At 68.1% G+C, this 22,358-nt stretch carries 15 protein-coding genes; 9 read left to right on the top strand and 6 right to left on the bottom strand.

Translation table 11 applies throughout. From position 1 onward, the window contains the following. Positions 1-115: 115 nt before the first annotated feature. The 3 genes from OV287_RS25115 to OV287_RS25105 all read right to left on the bottom strand — a co-directional run bounded on the left by OV287_RS25115 (position 116) and on the right by OV287_RS25105 (position 4,569). Positions 116-715 (bottom strand): HNH endonuclease, encoded by a 600-nt coding sequence (locus tag OV287_RS25115; protein WP_267536569.1) that lies wholly within the window; start codon positions 713-715, stop codon positions 116-118. Next, a complete protein-coding gene (gene selA / locus OV287_RS25110; RefSeq protein ID WP_267536568.1) occupies positions 709-2,106 on the bottom strand; it encodes an L-seryl-tRNA(Sec) selenium transferase in 1,398 nt (465 codons plus the stop codon). The genes OV287_RS25115 and selA overlap by 7 nt, the downstream gene beginning before the upstream one ends. A 69-nt stretch (positions 2,107-2,175) precedes the next feature. Further along, the gene (locus OV287_RS25105; RefSeq protein WP_267536567.1) at positions 2,176-4,569 is read right to left on the bottom strand and encodes a transglycosylase SLT domain-containing protein; all 2,394 of its coding nucleotides are present in this window, start codon (positions 4,567-4,569) and stop codon (positions 2,176-2,178) included. A 102-nt stretch (positions 4,570-4,671) separates the two neighbouring features. Between OV287_RS25105 and OV287_RS25100 the strand changes: the two genes are divergently transcribed. Then, positions 4,672-6,918 (top strand): ATP-binding protein, encoded by a 2,247-nt coding sequence (locus OV287_RS25100; RefSeq protein ID WP_267536566.1) that lies wholly within the window; start codon positions 4,672-4,674, stop codon positions 6,916-6,918. 1,119 nt (positions 6,919-8,037) lie between these two features. Here the strand turns inward: OV287_RS25100 and OV287_RS25095 are convergent. Further along, positions 8,038-8,925, bottom strand: coding sequence for a hypothetical protein (locus OV287_RS25095; RefSeq protein ID WP_267536565.1), 888 nt, complete (start codon positions 8,923-8,925; stop codon positions 8,038-8,040). A 66-nt stretch (positions 8,926-8,991) separates the two neighbouring features. Between OV287_RS25095 and OV287_RS25090 the strand changes: the two genes are divergently transcribed. The 5 genes from OV287_RS25090 (at position 8,992) to OV287_RS25070 (ending at position 15,312) form a co-directional block, all read left to right on the top strand. Then, positions 8,992-9,630, top strand: a complete 639-nt coding sequence (locus OV287_RS25090) for a hypothetical protein (protein WP_267536564.1) — start codon at positions 8,992-8,994, stop codon at positions 9,628-9,630. Next, on the top strand, positions 9,627-11,270 hold the full coding sequence (lnt, locus tag OV287_RS25085) for an apolipoprotein N-acyltransferase (protein WP_267536563.1): 1,644 nt from the start codon (positions 9,627-9,629) through the stop codon (positions 11,268-11,270). Before OV287_RS25090 ends, lnt begins: the two co-directional genes overlap by 4 nt. Before the next feature lie 103 nt (positions 11,271-11,373). Next, the gene (locus OV287_RS25080; RefSeq protein WP_267536562.1) at positions 11,374-12,141 is read left to right on the top strand and encodes an RNA polymerase sigma factor; all 768 of its coding nucleotides are present in this window, start codon (positions 11,374-11,376) and stop codon (positions 12,139-12,141) included. Positions 12,142-12,159: 18 nt separating this feature from the next. Further along, positions 12,160-14,283 carry a serine/threonine protein kinase gene (locus OV287_RS25075; protein ID WP_267536561.1) on the top strand — a complete coding sequence of 708 codons (2,124 nt, stop codon included), beginning with the start codon at positions 12,160-12,162 and terminating at the stop codon, positions 14,281-14,283. Between the two features lie 117 nt (positions 14,284-14,400). Continuing rightward, positions 14,401-15,312, top strand: coding sequence for a TIGR04222 domain-containing membrane protein (locus OV287_RS25070; RefSeq protein WP_267536560.1), 912 nt, complete (start codon positions 14,401-14,403; stop codon positions 15,310-15,312). A 72-nt stretch (positions 15,313-15,384) separates the two neighbouring features. Here the strand turns inward: OV287_RS25070 and OV287_RS25065 are convergent, their stop codons facing one another. Next, positions 15,385-16,644 carry a dipeptidase gene (locus OV287_RS25065; RefSeq protein WP_267536559.1) on the bottom strand — a complete coding sequence of 420 codons (1,260 nt, stop codon included), beginning with the start codon at positions 16,642-16,644 and terminating at the stop codon, positions 15,385-15,387. A 151-nt stretch (positions 16,645-16,795) separates the two neighbouring features. Here OV287_RS25065 and OV287_RS25060 point away from each other — a divergent pair, with 151 nt between their 5' ends. After that, positions 16,796-17,728 carry a hypothetical protein gene (locus tag OV287_RS25060; RefSeq protein ID WP_267536558.1) on the top strand — a complete coding sequence of 311 codons (933 nt, stop codon included), beginning with the start codon at positions 16,796-16,798 and terminating at the stop codon, positions 17,726-17,728. 50 nt (positions 17,729-17,778) lie between these two features. Here OV287_RS25060 and OV287_RS25055 read toward each other — a convergent pair whose 3' ends face one another. Next, positions 17,779-19,740: an ABC-F family ATP-binding cassette domain-containing protein gene (locus tag OV287_RS25055; protein WP_267536557.1), complete on the bottom strand. Its 1,962-nt coding sequence runs from the start codon at positions 19,738-19,740 to the stop codon at positions 17,779-17,781. Positions 19,741-19,956: 216 nt separating this feature from the next. Here OV287_RS25055 and OV287_RS25050 point away from each other — a divergent pair, with 216 nt between their 5' ends. Further along, entirely contained in the window at positions 19,957-21,642 is a 1,686-nt protein-coding gene (locus OV287_RS25050; RefSeq protein WP_267536556.1) for a serine/threonine protein kinase, read from the top strand. Between the two features lie 198 nt (positions 21,643-21,840). Next, complete coding sequence (msrC, locus tag OV287_RS25045; protein WP_267536555.1) at positions 21,841-22,332, top strand: free L-methionine (R)-S-oxide reductase MsrC; 492 nt, start codon at positions 21,841-21,843, stop codon at positions 22,330-22,332. Positions 22,333-22,358: the final 26 nt, after the last annotated feature.

Here is a 22,358-nt window from a genome sequence, read left to right as displayed (position 1 = left end):
GCCGACGCGCGGGCAGAACCCGCGCCTCAATGGGAGACCCCTCGAAGCAGGCAGCGACCACCGCGGGCCGCTCGCTACAATCCGCCTGGAAAACTCCAACGCCGAGGCGGAGACATCAGTCGTCGAGCAGCTCGACGTTCCAGTACGAGGCATCCGCGAGATTCAGGAACGGCAACCACTCGCGGTAGGTGATGCGGCGGGAGGCGCCGCGGAAGAAGGGCGTCCAGCGAGGCCGCATGGGCACCTTGAGGAGCTTCATGCCTGCCTGCACTGGCGTGCGCCCACCCTTCCGGAGGTTGCAGGGCACGCACGAGCACACCACGTTCTCCCAGCTCGTCTTGCCGCCCTGGGAGCGCGGAACGACATGGTCCAGGTTGAGCTCCGAGCGAGGTAGCTGCCGAGCGCAGTACTGGCAGGTGTCATGGTCGCGCGCGTAGATGTTGAGTCGCGAAAAGCGCACCCGCCCTTTGGGGAGGTATTCGTAGGCGGAGAGCACCACCACTCGCGGGACGCGGATGCGCCGATCGATGGTGTTGATGCTGTCGTGCGGAGCGCTGGCGCTCAGGGCCGCCCAGTCCTCGAACTCATAGAGGCGGTACTGGGCGTCGATGGCCTTGGCCACACCCAGGTAGAGCAGCGAGAGGGCGCGCTTCACCGAGGTGACGTGCACCGGCTGATAGTTGCGGTTCAGGACAAGAACGGCGCTGTTCAACATGGCTGCCTTCCCTGTGAGGCTGTACCAACGACGTCAGCGACCTGCCCGAGGTCCTCCTCCGCCAGGCACCGGACGTCCATAACCACCTCGCCGTCCGAGATCCGCCCAATCACCGGAACTCCCGCTCCCCGAAGACATTCCAGGAACGATGCTGGCTCCCCAACGGTGAGGATGCACGCATAGGACGGCAACCGGGCCAGGGGCATCGCTCCCCCGCCTACTTGCCCGGAGATCGGCGCCACCCGGGCCTTGATTCCCTTCATCACCAGGAGACCGTGCAAGCGCTCGGCACGGGCGCGGAGCTCCTCGACGGGCCAGGTGAGCATTCGGTACGTGGGCACGGCCTCCGGCCGCCCGTCCCGATACAGCTCCAGCGTGGCCTCCAGGGCCGCCACCGTCATCTTGTCGATGCGCAACGCCCGAGTGAGGGGGTGCTGCTTGATGCGGGCGATCAGCTCGGCGCGACCCACGATGATGCCGGCCTGCGGCCCTCCCAGCAGCTTGTCCCCGGAGAAGGCCACCACGTCGGCACCCGCGGCCACCGTGGTCGGCACGGTGGGCTCACCGGTGAGGCCCTCGCCAGTGAGCGGCACCAGCGCACCCGAGCCCAGGTCCACGAACACGGGCACCCCGCGCGCGCGGCCGAGCCCGGCCAGCTCCTTCACCTCCACCTCCTCGGTGAAGCCCACCACCGCGAAGTTGGAGCGGTGCACCTTCATCAACACCCCGGTGTCCGGAGTGAGCGCCGCTTCGTAGTCCGAGCGCCGGGTACGGTTGGTGGTGCCCACCTCCACCAGGCGCGCCCCAGACTGCTTCATCACGTCCGGCACCCGGAAGCCGCCGCCGATCTCCACCAGCTCCCCGCGCGAGACAATGGCCTCATGGCCCGCCGCCAGCGTGGCGAGCACCAGCAGCGCCGCACCCGCGCAGTTGTTCACCACCAGGGCGTCCTCGGCACCGGTGAGCTGGGTGAGCAGCTCGACGACGGGATCATAGCGGCTGCCGCGCTCGCCCTCGTCCAGGTCGTACTCGAGGTTGCAGTAGCCGCGTGCCACCTCGGCCACACGGGCCAAGGCCTCCAAGGCCAGCGGGGCTCGCCCCAGGTTGGTATGCAGCACCACGCCGGTGGCGTTGATCACGGGCCGCAGGTTGGGCGTGGCCAGGAGGCGCAGCGCCTCGTCCACGTCCGAGTCCTCGAAGGGACGGGCCTCGCCACGCAATAACCGCTCGCGTACGCGCGCCACCGCCAGCCGCAAGGCCGCCACGGCTCGAGGACGTGGAATCGCCGCCAGCCGCTCCTCGAGGGAGGGCCGGCGCAGGAGCTGCTCAATGGAGGGGAGCGCTCGCAGCAGAGCGTTCTTCCCCCCGTTCTCGGTCGAGGGTGCACCCACAACCGGAATTGTAAGGGAGCGGGGGCGCTCGCGCCACCCCACTCCCCTGCCCTTCACACGGAGTTCACGCTACCGGCTGGCGGCCTGGACGCCCGACACCTTGGCCGGCCGCCCGTAGAGCAGCTGGTAGGTGTTGTAGGAGCGCAGCACCCGCTTGATGTAGCCACGGGTCTCCGCGATGGGCACTTCCTCCACCCACGCGTCCAGCGGCACGCCCGGACGATCCTCGCGCCACCGGTTGATGGCGTTGGGACCGGCGTTGTAGCTGCCCACCGCGTACGGGGTGTGCCCGGAGAAGCGCTTGATGAGCGAGCCCAGGTAGTGCGCGCCCAGCCGGATGTTGAGCTCCGGGTCCAACAGCGCCTGGGTCGTCACCCGCTTGAGCTTGAGCTGGCGCGCTACCGCCTGCGCCGTGGAAGGCATGAGCTGGGTGAGGCCCAGCGCGCCCGCCCACGAGAGCGCCTTCGGATCCAACGCGCTCTCCTCGCGCATCAGCGCCTGGAGCAGATCCGGCTCCACGCCGGCCGCGGCGGTGTGCTTCTCGATGAGCTCACGGAAGGCGTTGGGGTAAGCCACCTCCCACACCGGCCGCGTCTCCGGAGTAATGCGGCCGCTCAGGTCGCGGCGCAGGGCCACTCGGGCCACCGCATGGGCCGCGCGCTCGTCACCGGACAGCGACAGGAGCTGGACCAGCAGCCGGACGTTCTCCGACGGCAGATTCGTGCGGTTGACGGCGAGCAGCTCCGAAGAGACGGCCTCGGGGAAGCCCAGGCGCAGCAGCTCCACCGCGGCGGTGAAGTGTGGATCCTTCTCCATCGCCCCCGCGTGCAGCGGCCAGGGACCGCGGCGCTCCTGCTGGGTGAAGTCGATCGACGCCGTCACGCGCTCCATCCGCGCCGGCTCCAGCTCGCCGAGCACCGTGCGGGCCATCAGCCCGTAATAGGTGGCCGGATGCTCCACCGCGAGCATCTCGAAGAGGTCCGCGGCGGCCTTCTTGTCCCCCTTGTCCTGCAGGGTGCGCGCCCGCCAGTACTGCGCGCGCTCCAGGTCGTACGTCTCGTCCGCATCGGCGAAGCGCTTCTCGATCTCCTGCAGCATGGGCAGCCCGGCGTCCGCGGTCTTCAGCGTGCGGGAGATCCAGAAGTCCTTGAAGAGCGCCTCGCCGAGGAAGTCGCCCTGGGGATAGAGCTTCACCAGCTCCTTGAGCCGCTGCGAGGCCAGCTCCAGGCGGCCCGTCTTCACATAGAGGTCCGCGGCGTAGAAGAGCGCGTCGTCGGCGAAGGAGTGATCCGGGTACTCGCGGGCGAGCCGCTCGTACGTCTCGGGGCCCTTCACCTGGTCCACGATGGAGCGCGAGGAGCCGAGCACGTACATGGCACGCGGCAGCAGATCGCGATCCTGGCACTTGTCCACCACGGGGGTGAGCGTGGCGATGGCGCGGGTGTGCTGGCGCTCCTTGCGCATGCCCTTGCCGAAGGCGAAGTGAGCACGGCAGGCGAGCGCATCCGGCAGCTTCAGCTTCGGCAGCAACGGCTCGAGCACGTCGAGGCCCTGCTTGTTGCGGTGCAGCTCGATGAGCTGCTCGGCGCGCGCCACCTTTATCTCCACGGGCGCCTGCTGGCCCTTGAGGCGCTTCTCGGCCTGCTGCGCCAGGGGCGTGAGCGGATGGTTGGCCCACAGGCGCCAGAGGAACTCGCGCTCACGTGCCTTGTCCTTCTTCTGCGCGGCGATGTCGGCGCTGGCCATGAGGGCCTCGGCGGCGACATTGCGGCCCCAGGAAGGCGAGGAGCGGCTGGACAGGGGGGCGAGCGCGGAGACCGCGGCGTCGGTGTCCTTGGCCTTGCGCAGGACGCGGCCGAGCGCCAGGCGGGCATCGGCGTACAGCCGGGAGCTGTCTGGCACCTGGGCGAGCAGCACGGCCGCATCGTTGAAGCGCCCGAGCGACTCGAGCGCCACGCCGGCATGGGTGAGGCAGCGATCGCGCAGCGCGGGGTAGTTCTCGGCCAGGGCGGCCATCTCCTCGGCGGCGCGCTTGTCATCCCCGGCACGCACCGCGCTCAGGGCGCGCAGGTAGCGTACAGGCAGCGAGTTGCCCTCTTTCTCCAGCAACTCGCGGGCGCGGACGTAGAAGCCCTTGTCGAAGGCCTGCTTGGCCTCCTTGAGCTTGCCCTCGCCGAAGTACGGCGACAGGTCGTCCAGACCGTAGGCACGGCCCTTGAAGATCTTGGGCTGGACGGGCGCCGGCGGGGGCGGATCCGGGAACGCCGGGTTGAGCACCTCCACGTACCCGGGGGGCACGAGGACCTTCTCCGCGTCGGGAGGTGGGGAGAGTTGGGCCTCGGACGGGGCATTGCCCGTGAGTGCCTGGGGAGCAGCGGAGGGCTCCTCGGTAAGCGGCGCCTGGGCAAAGGCCAGCGAGGTGGCGGCAGCGGCGGCGGCGAGCAGGGGGACGAAGGCTTTCATGCGGAATGGGTCCCCAGGTGATGGGCCTGGGCAGCCACGGAGACAACTGGAAGCAGGGAAAAAATTTCCACGAGCGAACGGAGGTTAGACTGGCCACCACGCATGGACATCCGGACACAGAGCGCACTCCTCGCATCCATCATCGGGCTGGCGCTGGGCGTTTCCATGTTGTTGAGGGCGGGTCGTCCGCGGGTGCTCACGCTTTACTCCGTCTTCGCGTTGGCGGTGGGCGGGTACTACCTCTCCAGCTTCTTCCACAACCTCTTCGCGCGCACGGAACACCCGTGGGTGGCGAGAGTGGCGGTGGGTGCCACCATTCTACTGGCTTCGCTCGTTCCTGGCGCGGCCGTTGCCTTCTTCTTCGAATTCCTGGGGGTCAGCAAGGGAACACATCAGCTCGGCAGGCGGCTCGCTGTGCTGTCCGCCGTCTTCGGCCTGGCAGTCGCGGTGTCCCCGCTGGCCCTCAACGGCTGGGCCAAGCTGGCCATGGGCGCCTGGGTGCTCGGTGCGCTGCTGGGCTCGGTTTCGTTGCTACTCCGACGAGTCAGCACCACCGAGTCGCGTATCGAACGGTTGCGCCTGACGTACCTGGCCACCGGTGCGGGGGCGGCCATCCTCTTCACCGCGCTGGATCTGCTCGAGCGCTACGGCCTGCCCTTCCCCACCCTGGGGCCGGTCTTCACCACGCTCTACCTGTTCTTCCTCGCCCAGACGCTGCTGCGGCTGCGGCTGATGGATCTCCAGGAGCTGCTGGGGAAGATCGCCTCGCAGACGGTGCTGGCCAGCATCCTGGCCGCGGTCTTCACCGTGCTGACAGTCTGGGTGGACAAGCAGAACACCTCGCTCTTCGTCTTCAACACGGTGGTAGCGGCCTTCGTGGTGCTCATCCTCCTGGAGCCGCTGCGGGTGAAGGTGGAGGAGCAGGTGGTGGCCATCTTCTTCCGCGAGCGCTTCGAGCTGCTGCGGGTGCTGGGCAACGCGCGCGCGAGGATGGCGGGCGTCATCGAGATCTCCGAGCTGGCGCGGATGGTGCTGGACGCGCTGCATGAATCGGGGCGCATCACGCACGCCTCGCTGTACCTGCTGGCGGAGGACAGGCCGGGCTACCGGCTGCTGGATGCGCGAGGGCCGGCGCCGGTGAGCTTCCTGGACACGGGCGCGGCGCGAGGCGTGCTGTTCGCGGTGGCGTCGGGACAGAAGGCGGTGCTGCTGGAGAACGTGGAGCGGCGCATCGTGGTGCTGCGGCAGCAGGCGGTGGAGGGTAAGCGCTTCCGGGACGAGCTGAAGCGGCTCAACGACACGCGCGCGGCACTTCTGCAGATGAAGGGTGGCATCACCGTGCCGCTGCTGGGCAATGATCGCGTCATCGGCTTCCTCAATATGTGGGACGAGCGCGTGCCAGAGGCGTACGCCTCGGACGAGATCGCCCTCATCCTGGAGGTGGCCGAGCGGCTGGCGACGGCGCTGGAGAACTCGAAGCTGTACGAGAAGATCCGTGAGCGAGACCGCCTGGCGGCCCTGGGCGAGATGGCGGCGGGCCTGGCGCATGAGATCCGCAACCCACTGGGCGCCATCAAGGGCGCGGCGCAGTGCCTGGATCCCAAGCAGCTGCCGGGCGAAGAGGGCGAGTTCCTGGAGGTCATCGTCGAGGAGGTGAACCGCCTCAACGGAGTGGTGTCGGCGTTCCTCGACTACGCGCGCCCGCTGAAGCAGACCTTCGGGCCCACGGACCTGAATGAGGTGGTGACGCGGACGGTGCGGCTCATCCAGAACGAGATGCCGCAGGGCATCGGGCTCAAGGTCGAGCAGGAGGAGTCCCTGCCGCGGGTGGAGGCGGACGCGGAGCAGCTCAAGCAGGTGTTGATCAACCTGGTGCAGAACGCGATGCAGGCGATGGCCGACACCGGGGGAACCATCACGGTGAAGACGGTGCGACCGGATCGCTTCACGGAATTCCGCCCCGCGGGGGACTCGTTCGTGGAGCTACACGTGACGGACACGGGCCCTGGAATTCCGCAGGATCAGCAGCAGCACATCTTCGTGCCCTTCTACACGACGAAGCAGAAGGGCACGGGACTGGGCCTGGCCATCAGCCAGCGCATCGTGAAGAACCACGGCGGGACGCTGTCGGTGCAGAGTAAACCGGACGAGGGAGCAACGTTCATCATCCGCCTACCCGCACCGCCGTCCGAGCCAGTCCAGCCTCCGGAGCCAGTCCACCCGGATGGGACGCCCTTCCCCACCACGAGGCCTGCCGAGGGCAAGGCGGCGGAAAGCATTCCGGACAGCACGCCTCCAACCAAGTCCGAGCGCAAACCGAAGCGCGACAAGAAGCGCCGCACGGGCTGAGGAAGAAACTGCGCGGACGTCGGGGCACTGCCTCCGGTTATTCGGTGGGTCGACGGCCGCGCGTTTTGGCGTCCTTGCGGCGGGTGGATCCTTCCGCGGCGGCTTCGATGCCAAGACCGATAAAGTCTCTAGCCCGAGTCAACATGAACTCGACCTGCGCTCTCGCCTCTGGAGCCGGTGGCCGGGCACGAGCTCGCCGCTCGAAGTCAGCCATGAGCGCGGCTGCCCTGCGCAGTCCAACGGGAGATCCTCTAGCAGCCTGCGCCGCCCAACAACAAACCAACAAGCGATCGTCCATTGAGGGGTAGCCAAGCCGCTCCATCCGCCGCAGGTACGGCGAGAACCTTCTCCAAGGACCAGCACAGGTCTCCATGAGAAGGGCTTTGGTAATCCGTCTCTGCACCTGTCGTTTGCCTGCTGCGGTACGCATCTCCTTCAGAAACCGCTTTTCGAGCTGCTTGAACGCCGGAATCTTCTCTGCGATGGGCGCTCGCAGAAGCGAGAGGTAGAGACGATCCCACTCTTGGGCCAGGCGGTCCAACCGAGCATCCTCTGCCTTTGTCAGATGCCCGGGCATGACAGCCGCACTCCATTCCACGTGTAGATCGCTTCTGGCCAGAAACCATTAGATGTGCAGTAGGCTAGGCAGGAAGCACAACGGCTATAGCCCGAGGCATGGCCATTCATGCTGCCGCCACCCGCCTCTATACACTTGAGGTAATAATCCGAGCACCGATCCTTGGTGTCCTTGTCCGTCGCGCGGACCTCGTTCGTGATGGGCACAGTGCCCGTACCGGGTGGCGGAACAGGTCCGGGACCTGGAGGTCCGGGCGTCTTGGGCGCCGTCCCCAGCTGCTCGCAGGCCGCTGCTGACCCATTCTTGCACGCGCAATCCAGCGTGCTCGTACAGCCCGGCCCGGGTCCTGGTCCCACGGACTGACGCAACTGCTGGTGGCCACCCACACAGCCCACGAGCCAGACACACGCCAGGACCAGCCACACGAAGGAGTGCATGCCTTCATCCAAGCACCGCCTTCCATCCCGAACGCAGCCCTCCGCTCACAACGTCCACCACCCGACTCGGACGTCAACACCCCAGATCCGAGAGCAGCTGACGCCCTACTGGAGGAACTTCCACGCCACGAGCGAGCAGAAGCCCCCGTAGTAGAGCACCGCAACTGCGACCTCCACGAAGCGCCGCACACCCCGCACGCGCAGCGGAGAAATCCACGCCGCCGCGAAAGCCACCAACTCGGCCAGCACGCGCCAGATGCTGGCGAACAGCACGAGCAGCGCGGTGAAGTAGGACCAATACGTGATGAAGCCCTGCAGGTACGGCCCCAGCCCGTACATGTGGTACTGCGCAAACGGCCCACCGTAGGTGATGCGCTGGTTGAGCTGGAACATGATGACGGCGGGCACCAGCGGGAACAGGACGAACTTGAACGCCAGGTGGTACCAGCGCCGGCGGACGACCACTGCCCGTGCGTGCGCGAAAGCCGTGAGCGGGTGCCGCGCCTCTGCCCCCATCGCCTCCAACACCGGCAGTGGATCCGCCACCTGCAGCGCGTATTGGAAGCTGCGCCCCGACTTCATCCGCAGCGACAGGCCAGCCCCCGGCAAGGGCAGCCGCCAGACCCGGGCGGACTCCACCGCAGTGACAGGAATCTCGAACTGCTCATCGCGGCGCTGAAGCACGAACCGCGACGGCTCAACCGAGAACGTAGCAGCGGTGCGCCAGCGGATGAGCCGGGTGAAGCCGAACAGGACAATCGCGAGCAGGGCGAGCCATCCCGCCAATGCAGGGGGCTTGGGGTTCATTGCCCCCGTGAAGGTGGCGGCGACGACGAGCGCCGAGGCGCAGAGGATGTCGGCCGTGATCAGCACCTGGAGCGCGGCACCGACGATGCGCAGGGCGAGCGGGTAGGCCTGGACCTGGAAGCGCGGAGCAACGGCCTGGCCATTGGCGGAAGGCTCTGCGGGTGCGTCGGCATGCATGGGGGTCATGGGGGAACGGATTGCCCGGGCGACAGGGGGCCCGTAGCATACGGGTCCCGGAGAACAGGGGCGAGAATGGGTTCACAGCATCCCGAGTACGAGCGGCACGTCGACAGTGACGGCGTGACGCGCATCCAGCGGAAGCGAAGTGGCAGCGGCATGTGGATCGTCGGGCTGGGGCTCGGCTTCACCGTCGTGTGTCTGCTCTTGAGTGCCTGGCTCGTGTCATCACCAGCCCCTGTGCCAACTACTCCCGAGGCCGAGCCCGTCAAGCTCGCGCAAAGTGCACCCGCGCCCTCCCCCGCCCCGTCCCGTCCCGCTCCGAAGGCAGCTCCGCCCGGGAACATCCCGGCCCAGCCGTCCGAGCCCTCGCCCGAGCAGGAGCCCATGGAGCAGGAGGCGGCGCCCGCTGGACCCGCCGAGGGAATCAACCTGTACCGCCCGGGCACCAGCCCCCTCAAGCAGGGCATCATCGTCCCCGAGGACTTCGAGCTGCCTCCCGGTTACGTGCGCCACTACCAGACCACGGACAGCGGTGAGCGCGTGAAGGCGATCCTCATGTTCCATCCGGACTACAAGCCGGTGGACTCGAAGGGGACGCCGGTCGAGCTTCCCTCCAACAGAGTCGTCCCGCCCGAGCTGGCCCCGGCGGGCATGCCCATCGAGGTCCTGGAGCTTCCAGAAGGGCCAGAGGGAGTGGAGCCCATTCCATGAGCGCGAGTGCAGTACGCGCCAGAGGCCTGGCGGCCCTGCTGCTCGGCGTGGCGGGCTCCACGGGCCTCATGTGGCTCTTCGGACGCCTGGAGGCACGTTGGGTGGCGGTGGGTTGGGTGTGCTTCATTCCCTGGTTGCTGGTGCTGGACCGCGTCAACTCCCGGCGCGAGGCCGTGCTCTCGGGCCTGGTGATGGGACTCGCCTTCACCGCAGCCATCTTCGGATGGTTCCCCGCGGCATTGCAGAGCTACTCCCAGGCCCCCCTGGCAGTGTGCTGGCTCGCGCTGCTGCTGCTGGCGCCCTTCATGGAGCTCCAGTTCATCACCTTCGCGCTGGCCCGCTACCACCTGCGGCGCACCTCCCGGGAGGGCCCGCTGGCCTTCTGGCGCATCACGCTCACGGCCGCACTCGTGTACGTGGGCACCGAGTGGCTGAGCCCCAAGCTCTTCGCCGAGACCCTGGGACAGGCTTTCTTTGCCTCCGAGTCACTGCGCCAGGGCGCGGATCTCGCCGGAGCGCATGGCCTCACGCTCGTGCTCCTCATCGTCAACGAGTGCGTGCTCGCAGCCGGGAAGGCCCTCGCGGCCCACGGCCTTCGCGAGGGCTCGCGGCGTGCCCTGGCTCCGATGGCCATGCTGACGGCGCTCATCCTGGGCTGCTTCGGGTACGGCCAGCTCCGCCTCCGGCAGGTGGCCGAGCTCGAGACTCCCAAACAGCAGCTCGTGGTGGGCGTCGTGCAGGCCAACATCACGAAGTACGAGAAGCTCGCCGCGGAGATGGGCACGTACGACGTGGTCCGGATGATCCTGGACACGCACTACCAGCTCTCGGCCGAGCTGCTCCAGAACCGCAAGGTGGATCTGCTCATCTGGCCCGAGACGGTGTACCCGACGACCTTCGGCACACCGAAGAGCGAGGCGGGCGCCGAGTTCGACGCGGAGATCCGCGAGTTCATCTCGCGCAGCCGGGTCCCACTGCTCTTCGGCACGTACGACCTGGAGCAGGAGCGCGAATACAACGCCGCCATGTTCGTGGGCCTGGGGCGAGACGGAGCACTGGAGCGCTCGGCCTACCGCAAGACGATGCTCTTCCCGCTGACGGAGTGGGTCCCCGAGCTGATCGACTCGCCAAGGCTGCGCGAGTGGATGCCCTGGACGGGTTACTGGAAGCGAGGGCCCGGTCCCCAGACGCTGCCTCTCCAGCTCGGCGAGGGCCGGACGCTCACCGTCGCGCCCCTCATCTGTTACGAGTCCATCTTCCCCAGCTACGTCGCCGAAGAAGCGCGCCGCGGTGCCGAGCTCATCATCACGCTGTCCAATGACTCGTGGTTCTCGGGGACGCCAGCGCCGAAGCTGCACCTGATGCACGCGGCGTTTCGCAGCATCGAGACGCGCCTCCCCCAGGTGCGCGTCACCAACTCGGGCATCTCCGCCCTCATCAGCCCCACGGGTGAGGTGCTCGCCGAGGTGCCGGATGATCATCGCGCGAGCCTGGCTCTGACCGTCCCCCCGACTCCGCGCCTGTCCACCCTGATGGTGGCCTGGGGTGACTGGCTGGGTCCCACCGCCCTGCTGTTGAGCGCGATGCTGCTCCTCGGGCCCTCGCTCTTGACGCGGCGCAAGGTCCGCCCAGCCGCGTAGTACGTGTTGTTCCAGGCGTGAACACGACGCCCTCCCCAATTGACCATCCGAGCAAGCGCGGTCCTAGGCTAGGTTCTAGCAGCGGGAGCGATCGGGGGAGCCGATGTCATCACCCAGGCGGGACGACGGAGAGGACGTGCTCGAGGGACTTCCTCGGGGAAGTCCCAGGAAGTTCCAGACAACGCACTGGAGTCTGATAGCCGTCGTGCGCCAGGGCACCGCGTCCGAGGCACACGAGGCGTTGTCCACGCTGTGCAGGCTCTACTGGTACCCGCTCTATGCCTTCACCCGGCGCCAGGGACGTGGACCCGAGGACGCGCGCGACCTGGTCCAGGGATTCTTCATGCGGATGCTCGAGAAGAACGACCTGGCCGCCGTGGATCGCCAGCGCGGACGGTTCCGCTCATGGCTGCTCTCCTCACTCAAGCACTACCTCTCCAACGAGTGGGACCGGGAACGGGCCCAGAAGCGCGGCAGCGGCCTGACCCCCGTGTCCATCGACGCCGAGGACGCGGAGGGCCGCTACCAGCACGAGCCCTCGCACAGCCTGACGCCCGAGAAGCTCTACGAGCGCCGCTGGGCCCTGACGCTGCTGGAGCACGTCCTGTCCACACTGGAGCAGGAATGCGCCCGGCTCGGCAGGCAGCAACTCTTCGAGAAGCTGCGCGGCACCCTGACGGGAGACGTGGAAAAACAGCCCTACGCGAAGGTGGGCGAGACCCTGAAGATGAGCGAAGACGCCGTGAAGCTGGCGGCCTACCGGCTCCGCGGCCGATACCGGGAGTTGCTCCGGGCCGAGATCGCCCAGACAGTCGAGCAACCCGAGGACATCGATGACGAGCTCCGGCTGTTGCTGGTGTCTCTGGAGTAGCGCTGGGGCCGGACGCGCATGACACCCTCCGCGCCCACTCCCCTGTGCCCCAGGTGCGGCTCGAGCCTGAACACCGCGGGCCTGTGCTCCCCCTGCCTGATACGCGGGGCGCTCGAAGAGGAGCCTGAGTTCCCTCCGGCCTCTAGCGGTCCCTCGCGTTTCGGTGACTACGAACTGCTCGAGCCCCTGGCGCGGGGTGGCATGGGAGTGGTCTACCGTGCGCGGCACCGACGCCTGGAGCGCGTGGTGGCCCTGAAGTTGCTCGTCGGAGGCGTGCTGGCCAGTGAGGCCGAGCTGCACCGCTTCCGCACCGAGACCGAAGCCGCGGCCCGGCTCGATCATCCGAACATCGTCCCCATCTACGAGGTCGGCGAGCACGACGGCTGTCCGTACTTCACGATGAAGTATCTGGACGGTGGCAACCTGGGCGAGAACCTGGCGCGGTTCCGGGGCGATCGCCGGCGCATCGCCGAGACGCTCGCGGTGCTCGCGCGGGCGGTACACCACGGCCACCAGCGCGGCATCCTGCACCGGGATCTGAAGCCGGCCAACGTGCTCCTCGACACCGGGGGACGGCCGCACGTGGCGGACTTCGGCGTGGCCAGGGATCTGGAGAAGAAGGCCGAGCACACCCGGTCCGGCGTCTCGGTGGGCACGCCGAGTTACATGGCGCCGGAGCAGGCCGCCGGACAGTCCAGGAACCTGACCACCTCCGCCGACGTCTACGGCCTGGGCGCCATCCTCTACGAGCTGCTCACCGGCCGCCCGCCCTTCATGGCGGACAGCCCCACGCTGATCCTCCAGCAGGTGCTGTACACGGAGCCCACGCCGCCTCACGAGCTCGACCCCCGTATTGATCGAGACCTGGAGACGATCTGCCTCAAGTGCCTGGAGAAAGAGCCGGAGCGCCGCTACGGCTCAGCGGAGGAGCTGGCCGAGGAGCTGGAGCGCTATCTCCGGGGCGAGCCCATCCGCTCCCGACCCATAGGCAGGGCCACTCGCGTGTGGCGGTGGTGCCGGCGGCACCCGGTCCCCGCGGGCCTGGTGGGCAGCATCATCTGGCTGCTCCTCGTCACCGCGGGGGCGGCCCTGACCGTGGCGCGAGCCCAGGTGGACGATCGGCGCAGGGAGGAGTTGAGCACGAACATCTACGCCGCCCGGACGGTCGCGGGCACGGTGCTCTTCAGGCTCGAGGAGTACAGCGATGCCATCGAGCGGGCCGCCAGCGCCCCCCGGCTTCGCGAGCTGCTCCAGCACCAGAATCTGCCCGCCCTCCAGGAGTTCTGCCGGGAGATGTACGAGTCCCATGAGGATCCGCGACTCGGATTGAAGCTCCCGGGTGGAGACTCCCCCTTCGACAGCTGGTTCATCCTGGATGCCCAGGGGACGGTGCTGGCCCGCTGGCCCGAGCCGCCCCGGGACTTCCTGGGAAAGGGCTTCGCTTGGCGCGACTACTTCGAGGGCGCGAAGCGGCATGCCCTCGCGCGACAGCCCCAACCCTACATCTCGAGCGCATTCCTATCGGAGGCCGATGATCGCCATCGCTTCGCGATCTCCATTCCGCTCCTCGATGCGGAGGGCGGATGGCAAGGAGTGCTCGTCGGCATGGTGGGCACCGGCGCCACCCTGGGCTCCCTGCGCCTGAGCGATCCAGACGAGGCCCGACAGCGGAGCGCCGTGCTCGTCGCGCCTCGGGACAGGACCCGGAGCGAGGCCGGGAAACCGGCGCCAGGGGGCTACATCATCCTGCTCCACGAGGACCTCGGGCACGGTGAATCGCTGCCACTCGATGGAGGCCTGGCTCGCGAGTTCGACAAGGTCAGCCAGTCCCTGCCACGCACGGAGGGCGAGCAGCTCCGGATGCCCGAGCCCTGGCCCACCGTGACGGTCGCCGAGCACCGGGATCCCCTCGCGACACGGGAGGGCCCCTGGCTCGCGGCCTTCGCACCGGTGGGTTACACGGGCTTCGTCGTCATCGTGCAGACGCCCGCCGACGCGGCGCTCGCGATGGACAAGACGCTGGCCTGGCGCCTGGTGCTCTGGGGCGCCGTCCCCTTCTTCCTCGGGGAGGCATTGCTCGGGATCCTGTTGTGGTCCGCCTGGCGCACGACGATCCGGTGGCGCGAGGCGCGGGAGCGGTGAGCCCCCTGCCCGCTCGCCTGGCCTCCGTCAAAACAGGCGCCAACGCCTCCAGCACCGCTCTGTAACCCCGCGCCGCCGCTCCTTCAGGAACGAGTGGCTTCGGACGGAGGGTGCATAATGTTTCCCTTTGATCTGCGCGGACCGCAGTTCCTCGTGTTCTACGCTGTCCTGCTGCTCAGTGGATTCCTCGCGACGTATGCGCTGAGACGGTGGCTGCTCGGGCTGGGTGACAAGGGCGACCCAGCCGATCAAGACCTCGATCCCTACTCGGTGGCCTTCCTCTCGGGAGGAAGTGCCGGGACTGCCACAACGGTGATTGCCCATCTCGTCGACCGGGGATCCCTCACCTATGAGCCCACGGCCCAGTGGCTCGCCCAGGGACCGCGGGATGGTCCCGGCAGGCCCTGGCACCCCTTCGAGCGCGACGTCTACGATCAACTCTCGGACGGAGGCCTGACGCTCTCGACCGTCCATGCCCAGGCCCGACGCACCGCGGAGGAGTTCTTCGCGGAGGATCTGCGCGAGCGGGGGCTACTCCTCTCCAAGGACAAACGCGGCCAGCTCCGAGCCCCCGCTCTCTTCATCCTGGGGCCGATCCTGCTCATCGGTTTCATGAAGTACTTCGACGGGATGAGCGACCAGCGCCCCGTCGGGTTCCTGATGCTCATCCTCCTCAACCTGGCGCTTCCACTGACCTTCAGCGCCATGAGGGGAGCCACGCGTACGCGCAGAGGCGATCGTGTCCTCTCTGCGCTGCGCCAGAAGAACGCGGCACTCGCCACCAAGGCCTGGGCCGGTGCTGGCCGCGCGTTGCAGGAGAAGGAGCTCCTCATGCTCATGGGCCTCTACGGTCTCGCAGCCATCTACCTGCCCACCATCGCGGAGCTGAAGACTCCACTCGCCAACCTGTCGCAAACCCAGTCCGCCAGCAGCACGAGTTCCTCCAACTCCGCGGGCTGCGGCGGCGGGGATGGCGGTGGAGGGGGCGGGTGTGGTGGCTGCGGCGGTTGTGGCGGCTGCGGGGGATAATGCGCATGCGGGCCGGGCACGGGGCATGCGCACGCCGTCATCGCCGGGATCGTGGCGTTGAACCCCCGGTTCTCAGCGGCCGGTGGCGTGGGACTCAACCCGCTGCCACACGCGAAAGACATTCCCGGAGGCGACCTTCTCGATGTCCGCCTCGCTGTAGCCGCGCTCGAGCAGGACTCGGAAGAGGTTGGGATACTGGGACACATCCTTGAGCCCGATGGGGAGCGACGGGCCCACGCCATCGAAGTCCGAGCCGAGACCCACGTGGTCGATGCCCACCAGCTTCACCACGTGATCGATGTGATCGGCCACGTCCTCCACCCGGGCAAACGGGACGGGATGCTCGCGCATATAGGACTCCACGAACGCCTGAACCTCGGCGCCGTCCCGGGCCACGCCGCGCTCCTGGACGAAGGCCATCATCGCCTTGCGGAGCTCCAGCTCATAGGTGTTGGCGGCCTGGGAGAGGAAGCCAGAGCCGAAGTTGATCATCACCACCCCACCCTTCGCAGCCACGACACGGATGAGCTCGTCACTGATGTTGCGCTCGAAGCCGGGCGTGAAGTAGCGGCACGAGGAGTGCGAGGCGATGACGGGCACCTGGCTCACCTCCACCGCTTGACGGATGGCATCGTCCGAGAGGTGCGAGACATCCACCATGATGCCCACGCGGTTCATCTCGGCCACCACCTGCCTGCCGAACGGGCTGAGACCATTCCAGGTGCGCTTGCCCGTGTTGAAGGAGGCATCGCTGATCTGGTTGTCCTTGGAGTGCGTGAGAGTGATGTAGCGCACGCCGCGCTTGTGGAAGTGCTTCACGTTCTCCAGCGAGTCCTCGATGGCGGAGCCATTCTCGATGCCCAGCGCGAAGGACACCTTGCCGTCCTGGGTGTTGCGCCGGGCCTCCTCGACCGAATGGGCCATGGCGAACTTCTCGGGCGACTTGCGGGCGATCTTCTCCATCATGTCGATCAGCGAGTCCGCGAGGGCCTTCGAGGCCCCGGGCTTCGCCTGGAGATCGGCGGGGATGTAGATGGACATGAAGGGCACATCGAGCCCGCCCTCCACGGCGCGCGGGTAGTCGAAGTCGCCCCCGGCGGTGCGCTGCGAGATGTCCTCGGTGGGCTCCCCCTCCGGCCCCAGCTTCTCGACGAGGCGGTAGGGCACGTCGACGTGGCCGTCAGCGATGATGACGCGCTTCGCGAGCGCGCGGCTGCGCTCGGCGAGGTCCGTGACAGAGGGGCTCACCGGAGCCTCCTGGCGGTTGGACCCGTGCGTGCAAGACGTGGTGGCAAGCAGGATGAGGCTGAGGAGCGCGGTGGTCTGTCTCATGGGCCCTCCGCTTAGCGCACCGGCGCGGGCCCGTCATCGCCTGGCTGACTGTTGCCGGGTGAGCCCTCGGAGCACCTGCCCTCACGTGGCGTGAATAAGTTGAGGCGGTAGACGTCCTACCCATGACGCGGCAATTCGTGGAGACGATGTCATGACGCCTCGATGGTTGGTCTGTTTGGTTCTCGGTCTGGCGGCTCCGGCCGCCCATGCGCAGACGGCGCCGGTCGCCGCGCCAGAGCTCGGGTACACCGAGGAAGCGGATGTGGATCTGGATCCCCTGGCGCCCTCACCGCCTCCAGCGCTCCCCCTGGAGAGGCCCACTGCGAGGCCCTTCGCCGACTCGGTGTGGACCTCCGGCCATTGGTATTGGGACGGCAACGAGTGGCGCTTCAAGCCCGGAGCCTGGGTCGCTCGGATGCCGGGCTACCAGTTCGTCAACGGCTACTGGCAGCAGGAGGGAGAAGACGTCTGGCGGTGGATCTCCGGTGGTTGGGCAAGGCCTGGCTCAACGGACGTGGAGATTCCCATCGACGTGAACAGCGAGGAGGTCGCGACGTCTCAGGCACCTCCCCAGCTCCAGGCGGAGACCCCGCCGCCCGCTCCCGCCCAGAACCTCACCTGGGCCCCCGGATACTGGTACTGGTCCGGCAATCAGTACGTCTGGGTGGATGGAAGCTGGGTCGCGCCGCCCCAGCCCAATCTGGTCTTCATCGCACCGAAATGGAGCCGGCGCGGCCACTCTTGGGTCTTCATCGAGGGAGGTTGGGCTCCCCGTGGCTCGGTCCGGATCGTCGTGCCGGAGTACCGCCACGCGAGGATCTCCGTGGGATGGGGGCATCCCAACTACTTCTTCCACACCTGGCGGCGCTACCCGATGATGCGGCATCACGAATGGAACCGGCCCTGGGGCTGGGGCCGTTATCGCGAATACCGGAGCCGCCCCTGGGGCCGTCATGACGGCTCCCGCTACCACGACGCGAGCCCGTACCGTGGCCACGACCGGGGTGACCATCGGGGCGGCCACCGCGGCGGACGAGGGGGCGGGCGAGGAGACGACCACCGGGATGGCCGTCACCACCGGTAGCGAGGGGACACCCTCACCCCAGCCCTCTCCCAAAGGGAGAGGGAGCTGACTCAGAGCGACGCGGAGGCCTCGGCCAGCTTCTCCTGGGCTGCTTCCCACTGGGCATAGAGCTGCTCCAGCTGCTCCTTGCCCTCGCGGTGCGTGTCCATCAGCGGCTTGGCCTTCGCGAAGTCGTTGTAGAGCACCGGATCCGCCAGCTGCGTCTCGCGCTCCTTCTGCGCCGTTTCCAGCTTGGAGATCGCCTCCTCCAGCTTCGCGATCTCCTTCTTGATGGGGCCCTCCACCGCGCTGCGCTTCTGCCGCGCCTCGGCCTCCATCCGCTTGCGATCCTTCTCTGACAGCCCCGCCGTGGACGCCTTCTCCGCCGGCTTGTCGCCCAGCCCCGCGGCCTCCGCCGCCAGCCGCTGCTGCTCCTGGTGGTACAGGTAATCGTCCAGGTTGCCCGGGTGCGGCACCACCTTCCCGCCCACCACGTCCCAGACGTGCGTCGACAGCCCGTTCACGAAGCTCCGGTTGTGCGACACGAACAACAGCGTGCCCCCGTAACCCTTCAGCGCCTCGATCAGCATCTCCGTCGAGTCCAGGTCCAGGTGGTTCGTCGGCTCGTCCATCAGCAGCAGGTTGGACGGCACCAACAGTAGCTTCGCCAGCGCCACGCGCGCCCGCTCACCACCGCTCAGCACGCCCACCGGCTTGTCCACGTCGTCACCCGAGAACATGAACGCGCCGAGCACCCCGCGCACGAAGCTCTCCGGCTTGTCCGCCGCCAGCGGTCGCACCTCTTCGATGATGCTATTGTGCTTGTTCAGCTTGTCGCCGTGGTGCTGCGCGTAATACCCCATCACCACGTTGTGCCCGAGCGTCACCGTGCCGCCATCCGGCACCAGCTCGCCCGCGATGATCTTCAGGAGCGTCGTCTTGCCCGCACCGTTGGCGCCCACCACGGCAATGCGCTGCCCGCGCTCCACCCGTGCGTCCAGCCCCGAGTACACCACCGTGTCCCCGTAGCGCTTCTGGATGCCCTCCAGCGTCACCACGTCACGCCCCGAGCGCTCCACCTCCGGGAAGCGGAAGCGCATGGTGGCCCGCTCCTCGAGCACCTGCACGTCTTCCATCTTCTCCAGCTGCTTCGCCTTGCTCTGCGCCTGCCGGGCCTTGGTCGCCTTGGCGCCGAAGCGGTCGATGAACGCCTGCAGCTCCGCCTTGCGCGCCTCGACGCGCTCGGACTGCGCCTTGAGCTGCTCCATCTCCTCGGCGCGCTGCCTCTTGTACGTGTCGTAGTTGCCCACGTACGAGCGCAGCCCCTCCATCTCCAGCGAGAGGATGCGGTCCACCTGCCGGTTGAGGAAGTCCCGGTCGTGCGAGATGAGCACCACCGCCTTGTTCGAGCGCTTGAGGAAGCCGTCGAACCACGCCAGCGTCGGCACGTCCAGGTGGTTGGTGGGCTCGTCCATCAGCAACAGGTCCGGGTCCTGCAACAGCAGGCCCGCCAGTGCCGCGCGCATGCGCCAGCCACCGCTCAGCGCGCTCGTGGGCTTGACCAGGTCCGCCTCGCGGAAGCCCAGGCCCTTGAGGATGCGCTCGGCGTGGTGCCGGCCGTAGTGGTCCTCGAAGTGGTCCAACTCCGTGTGCAGGTCCGCCAGCGTCTGGGCCAGCTCGAGCTGCTCCTCCTCGCTGGACGCGTTGCCGAGCGCCGCCTCGGTCTCCCGCAGGCGGGCCTCCAGCGCGTCGCGGCCGGGCACCGTGCTCATCACCGCATCCACCACCGAGCCCTCGGGCAGGCCCGCCAGCTCCTGGGGCAGGTAGCCGATCCGTGACTTGCGCCGGTAGGTGAGCGTCCCCGAGTCCGGGTGCTGCGCCCCGGCGAGGATCTTCATCAACGAGCTCTTCCCCGTGCCGTTGGCCCCAACGAGGCCTATCCGGTCCTTCGGGCTGAGGGCGAAGCTTTCGTTGTCGAAGAGAACCTTCTTCCCGTAGGAGAGGCAGATGTCCTGGGCGATGACGAGACTCATGGCGGGTTCGGGGGTGTAACAGCCCAGCGGCCTTCCGGGAACGGCCGAGATGCCCGCCCGCTCCCTCCCTCCCCTGTCCCAGGCCCGGGGCGGCCCCCCGTCAGGACCCCTGCCCGGCGAAGCCCGGGTCTGCCTATACTCGGCGCCCTGATGGCTCCCCCCTGCCCGCACTGCGGTAGCACCGATGGCTCCGACCACCTGTGTAGCGCCTCCCAGATGGCCCTCATCGGCCAGGTGCTCGATGGCCGCTACAAGATAGAAGACGTGCTCGGCCAGGGCGGCATGGGCATGGTCTTCGGCGCCACCCAGACGTCTGTCCAGCGCCCGGTGGCCGTCAAGACGCTCAACCCCTCCCTGGCGGCCGCGCCCCAGTTCTTCGAGCGCTTCAAGCGCGAGGCGGAGATCGCCAGCCGCCTGCGTCACCCCAACATCATCACCATCTACGACTTCGGCCGCGCCCAGGACGGCACCTGCTACTACGTCATGGAGCTGCTGGAGGGCGAGAGCCTGCGCGAGCTGGTCAAGCGCGACGGCCCCATGACGCTGCGCCGCGCGGTGGACGTCATCGAGCAGGCCTGCCGCGGCCTCGCCCACGCCCACGAGCAGGGCGCTGTCCACCGCGACATCAAGCCGCACAACATCATGGTGCAGCAGCTCGACAGGCGGGACTTCGTCAAGGTGCTGGACTTCGGCCTGGTGAAGGCGCTCGAGCAGGAGGACGAGCATCAGCTCACCTCCACCGGCCAGGTGCTCGGCACGCCCCAGTACATGCCTCCCGAGCAGGCCGGCGGCGAGCACGTGGATCACCGCTCCGACCTCTACTCGATGGGCGGCGTCCTCTATTACTGCCTCACGGGCACCTCACCGTACGGGGCCAACACGGTGCGCAAGGCGCTCACCGCCGCCCTGACACAGTCCGTGCCCTCCGTGGCCTCCAAGCGCCAGGGCGCTCCCGTGCCGAAGACCCTGGAGGTGTTCTTCCAGAAGGCCCTCGCCCGCGAGAAGGAGGACCGTTTCCAGAACGCCCAGGAGTTCATCGACGCCATGCTGGACGCGGTGGCGGACCTGTCGGCCGAGGAGCTCGATGCGCTCCCCACCGGCTCGGCCCCCGAGGCGGGCAACAACAGCAAGAGCAGCAGGGCGGGCGGCACCAGCAAGCCGGGTCAGCGCAGCGTGTCCAAGCCGGGCCGCTCCTCTCCGAGCGAGGCGCGCTCCCGCCCCGGCGCTCCGGCGGCTCGCGGGGGTTCTCAGCCTTCGGCGGCTCGGGCCGCCCAGCCCTCGTCCCGCGGCTCGCAGCCGTCCAGCGCGGCCCCTGCGCGAGCCGGCACCGGGTCGGTCTCGGCCGTCCGTCAGCGGACTCCGCGCCCCGAGGCCGCCGCCCCTGCCCCCCACCACACCCATTCACGCGGGGAAGAGACGCAGAGCGGCTCCGTGGGCAAGAAGATCGCGATCGTGGCGGTGCCGCTGCTGCTCATCGCCTCGGGCGGCGCGTTCGTGGTGATGCGCTCCCCCACCCCGCCGCCGGTCGAGGAGGCGCCTCCTCCCGTCGCCGAGGTGAAGCAGGTGCAGGCCCCCGCGCCGAAACCCGCGGCCCCCGTCGTGAGCGACATGCTCCTGGTGCACATCCGCTCGACGCCCGAGGGCGCCACCGTTTTCTCGGGTGACGTGCAGATCGGTACCACCCCGCTGGATCGCCAGCTGCGCCGCGAAGTCCACGAGCTCACCTTCCGCCTGCCCAAGCACCAGGACGTGACGCGCAAGCTGGACTTCTCCGGCGTCATGTCGGACGCGCAGGACGTGAGCGTGACGCTCGAGCCCGTGAAGGCCGCCCCCGTCGAGACCCGGCCCTCCTCCCGTCCCTCGAAGCAGGACAAGGACGACTCCGTCCCCATCTTCGAGTAGCCCGAGGTTCAACCCGGGAGGCGTGGCACCCTCACCCCGGGGGGCTTGCCCCCCCTTTGAACGACGGGGGATCCTCTCCCAGGGGGAGAGGGGTTCCTGGTCCCTCTCGGTATCGCGGTCAGATCCGGATCAGGTTAAAGATGCGCCCCGCGCCGGTACGACTCACTCCACCGGCCCTCGTTTCGAGGATTACACACCATGGCTGAAGTCACCCTGGATCTGCGCGGCCAGCCCAAGGCCGAGGCCTACGCCGAGCTCAAGCGGCACGTCGAGGCCGTTCTGGAGGGCATCAACGACGACGTGGCCGCCATGGCCACCATGAGCTGCCTGCTCCACAACGCCTTTGGCCACCTGTGGACCGGCTTCTACCGCGTCGTGGAGCCCGGCAAGCTGCTGCGCGTCGGCCCCTACCAGGGAACCCTCGGCTGCTTGGAGATCCGCTTCGGCAAGGGCGTCTGCGGCACCTCCGCCGCCAAGGGCGAGACCGTCGTCGTCGAAGACGTGCACGCCTTCCCCGGCCACATCACCTGTGATGGTCGCTCGGTCTCGGAGATCGTCGTTCCTGTCTTCGGGCCGAATCGCGAGCTGATCGCCGTGCTCGACATCGACTCCGAGCACAAGGCCACCTTCGACGATGTTGATCGCCGTGCTCTGGAAGATCTGATGGGGTGGTTCTCGCGCCGGAAGTAGAGGCGCTCGAGTGGGGGCGAGGGGTT

The organism is Archangium lansingense (assembly GCF_026626635.1).
GTDB lineage: Bacteria > Myxococcota > Myxococcia > Myxococcales > Myxococcaceae > Archangium > Archangium lansingense.
This window is presented reverse-complemented; position numbering and strand designations above follow the sequence as displayed.

Bases quoted from the DNA above. Each gene is read 5' to 3' on its own strand.
- OV287_RS25115 (WP_267536569.1), bottom strand. From the start codon at position 715: ATGTTGAACAGCGCCGTTCTTGTCCTGAACCGCAACTATCAGCCGGTG.
- OV287_RS25105 (WP_267536567.1), bottom strand. From the start codon at position 4,569: ATGAAAGCCTTCGTCCCCCTGCTCGCCGCCGCCGCTGCCGCCACCTCG.
- OV287_RS25100 (WP_267536566.1), top strand. From the start codon at position 4,672: ATGGACATCCGGACACAGAGCGCACTCCTCGCATCCATCATCGGGCTG.
- OV287_RS25095 (WP_267536565.1), bottom strand. From the start codon at position 8,925: ATGACCCCCATGCATGCCGACGCACCCGCAGAGCCTTCCGCCAATGGC.
- OV287_RS25090 (WP_267536564.1), top strand. From the start codon at position 8,992: ATGGGTTCACAGCATCCCGAGTACGAGCGGCACGTCGACAGTGACGGC.
- lnt (WP_267536563.1), top strand. From the start codon at position 9,627: ATGAGCGCGAGTGCAGTACGCGCCAGAGGCCTGGCGGCCCTGCTGCTC.
- OV287_RS25080 (WP_267536562.1), top strand. From the start codon at position 11,374: ATGTCATCACCCAGGCGGGACGACGGAGAGGACGTGCTCGAGGGACTT.
- OV287_RS25075 (WP_267536561.1), top strand. From the start codon at position 12,160: ATGACACCCTCCGCGCCCACTCCCCTGTGCCCCAGGTGCGGCTCGAGC.
- OV287_RS25070 (WP_267536560.1), top strand. From the start codon at position 14,401: ATGTTTCCCTTTGATCTGCGCGGACCGCAGTTCCTCGTGTTCTACGCT.
- OV287_RS25065 (WP_267536559.1), bottom strand. From the start codon at position 16,644: ATGAGACAGACCACCGCGCTCCTCAGCCTCATCCTGCTTGCCACCACG.
- OV287_RS25060 (WP_267536558.1), top strand. From the start codon at position 16,796: ATGACGCCTCGATGGTTGGTCTGTTTGGTTCTCGGTCTGGCGGCTCCG.
- OV287_RS25055 (WP_267536557.1), bottom strand. From the start codon at position 19,740: ATGAGTCTCGTCATCGCCCAGGACATCTGCCTCTCCTACGGGAAGAAG.
- OV287_RS25050 (WP_267536556.1), top strand. From the start codon at position 19,957: ATGGCCCTCATCGGCCAGGTGCTCGATGGCCGCTACAAGATAGAAGAC.
- msrC (WP_267536555.1), top strand. From the start codon at position 21,841: ATGGCTGAAGTCACCCTGGATCTGCGCGGCCAGCCCAAGGCCGAGGCC.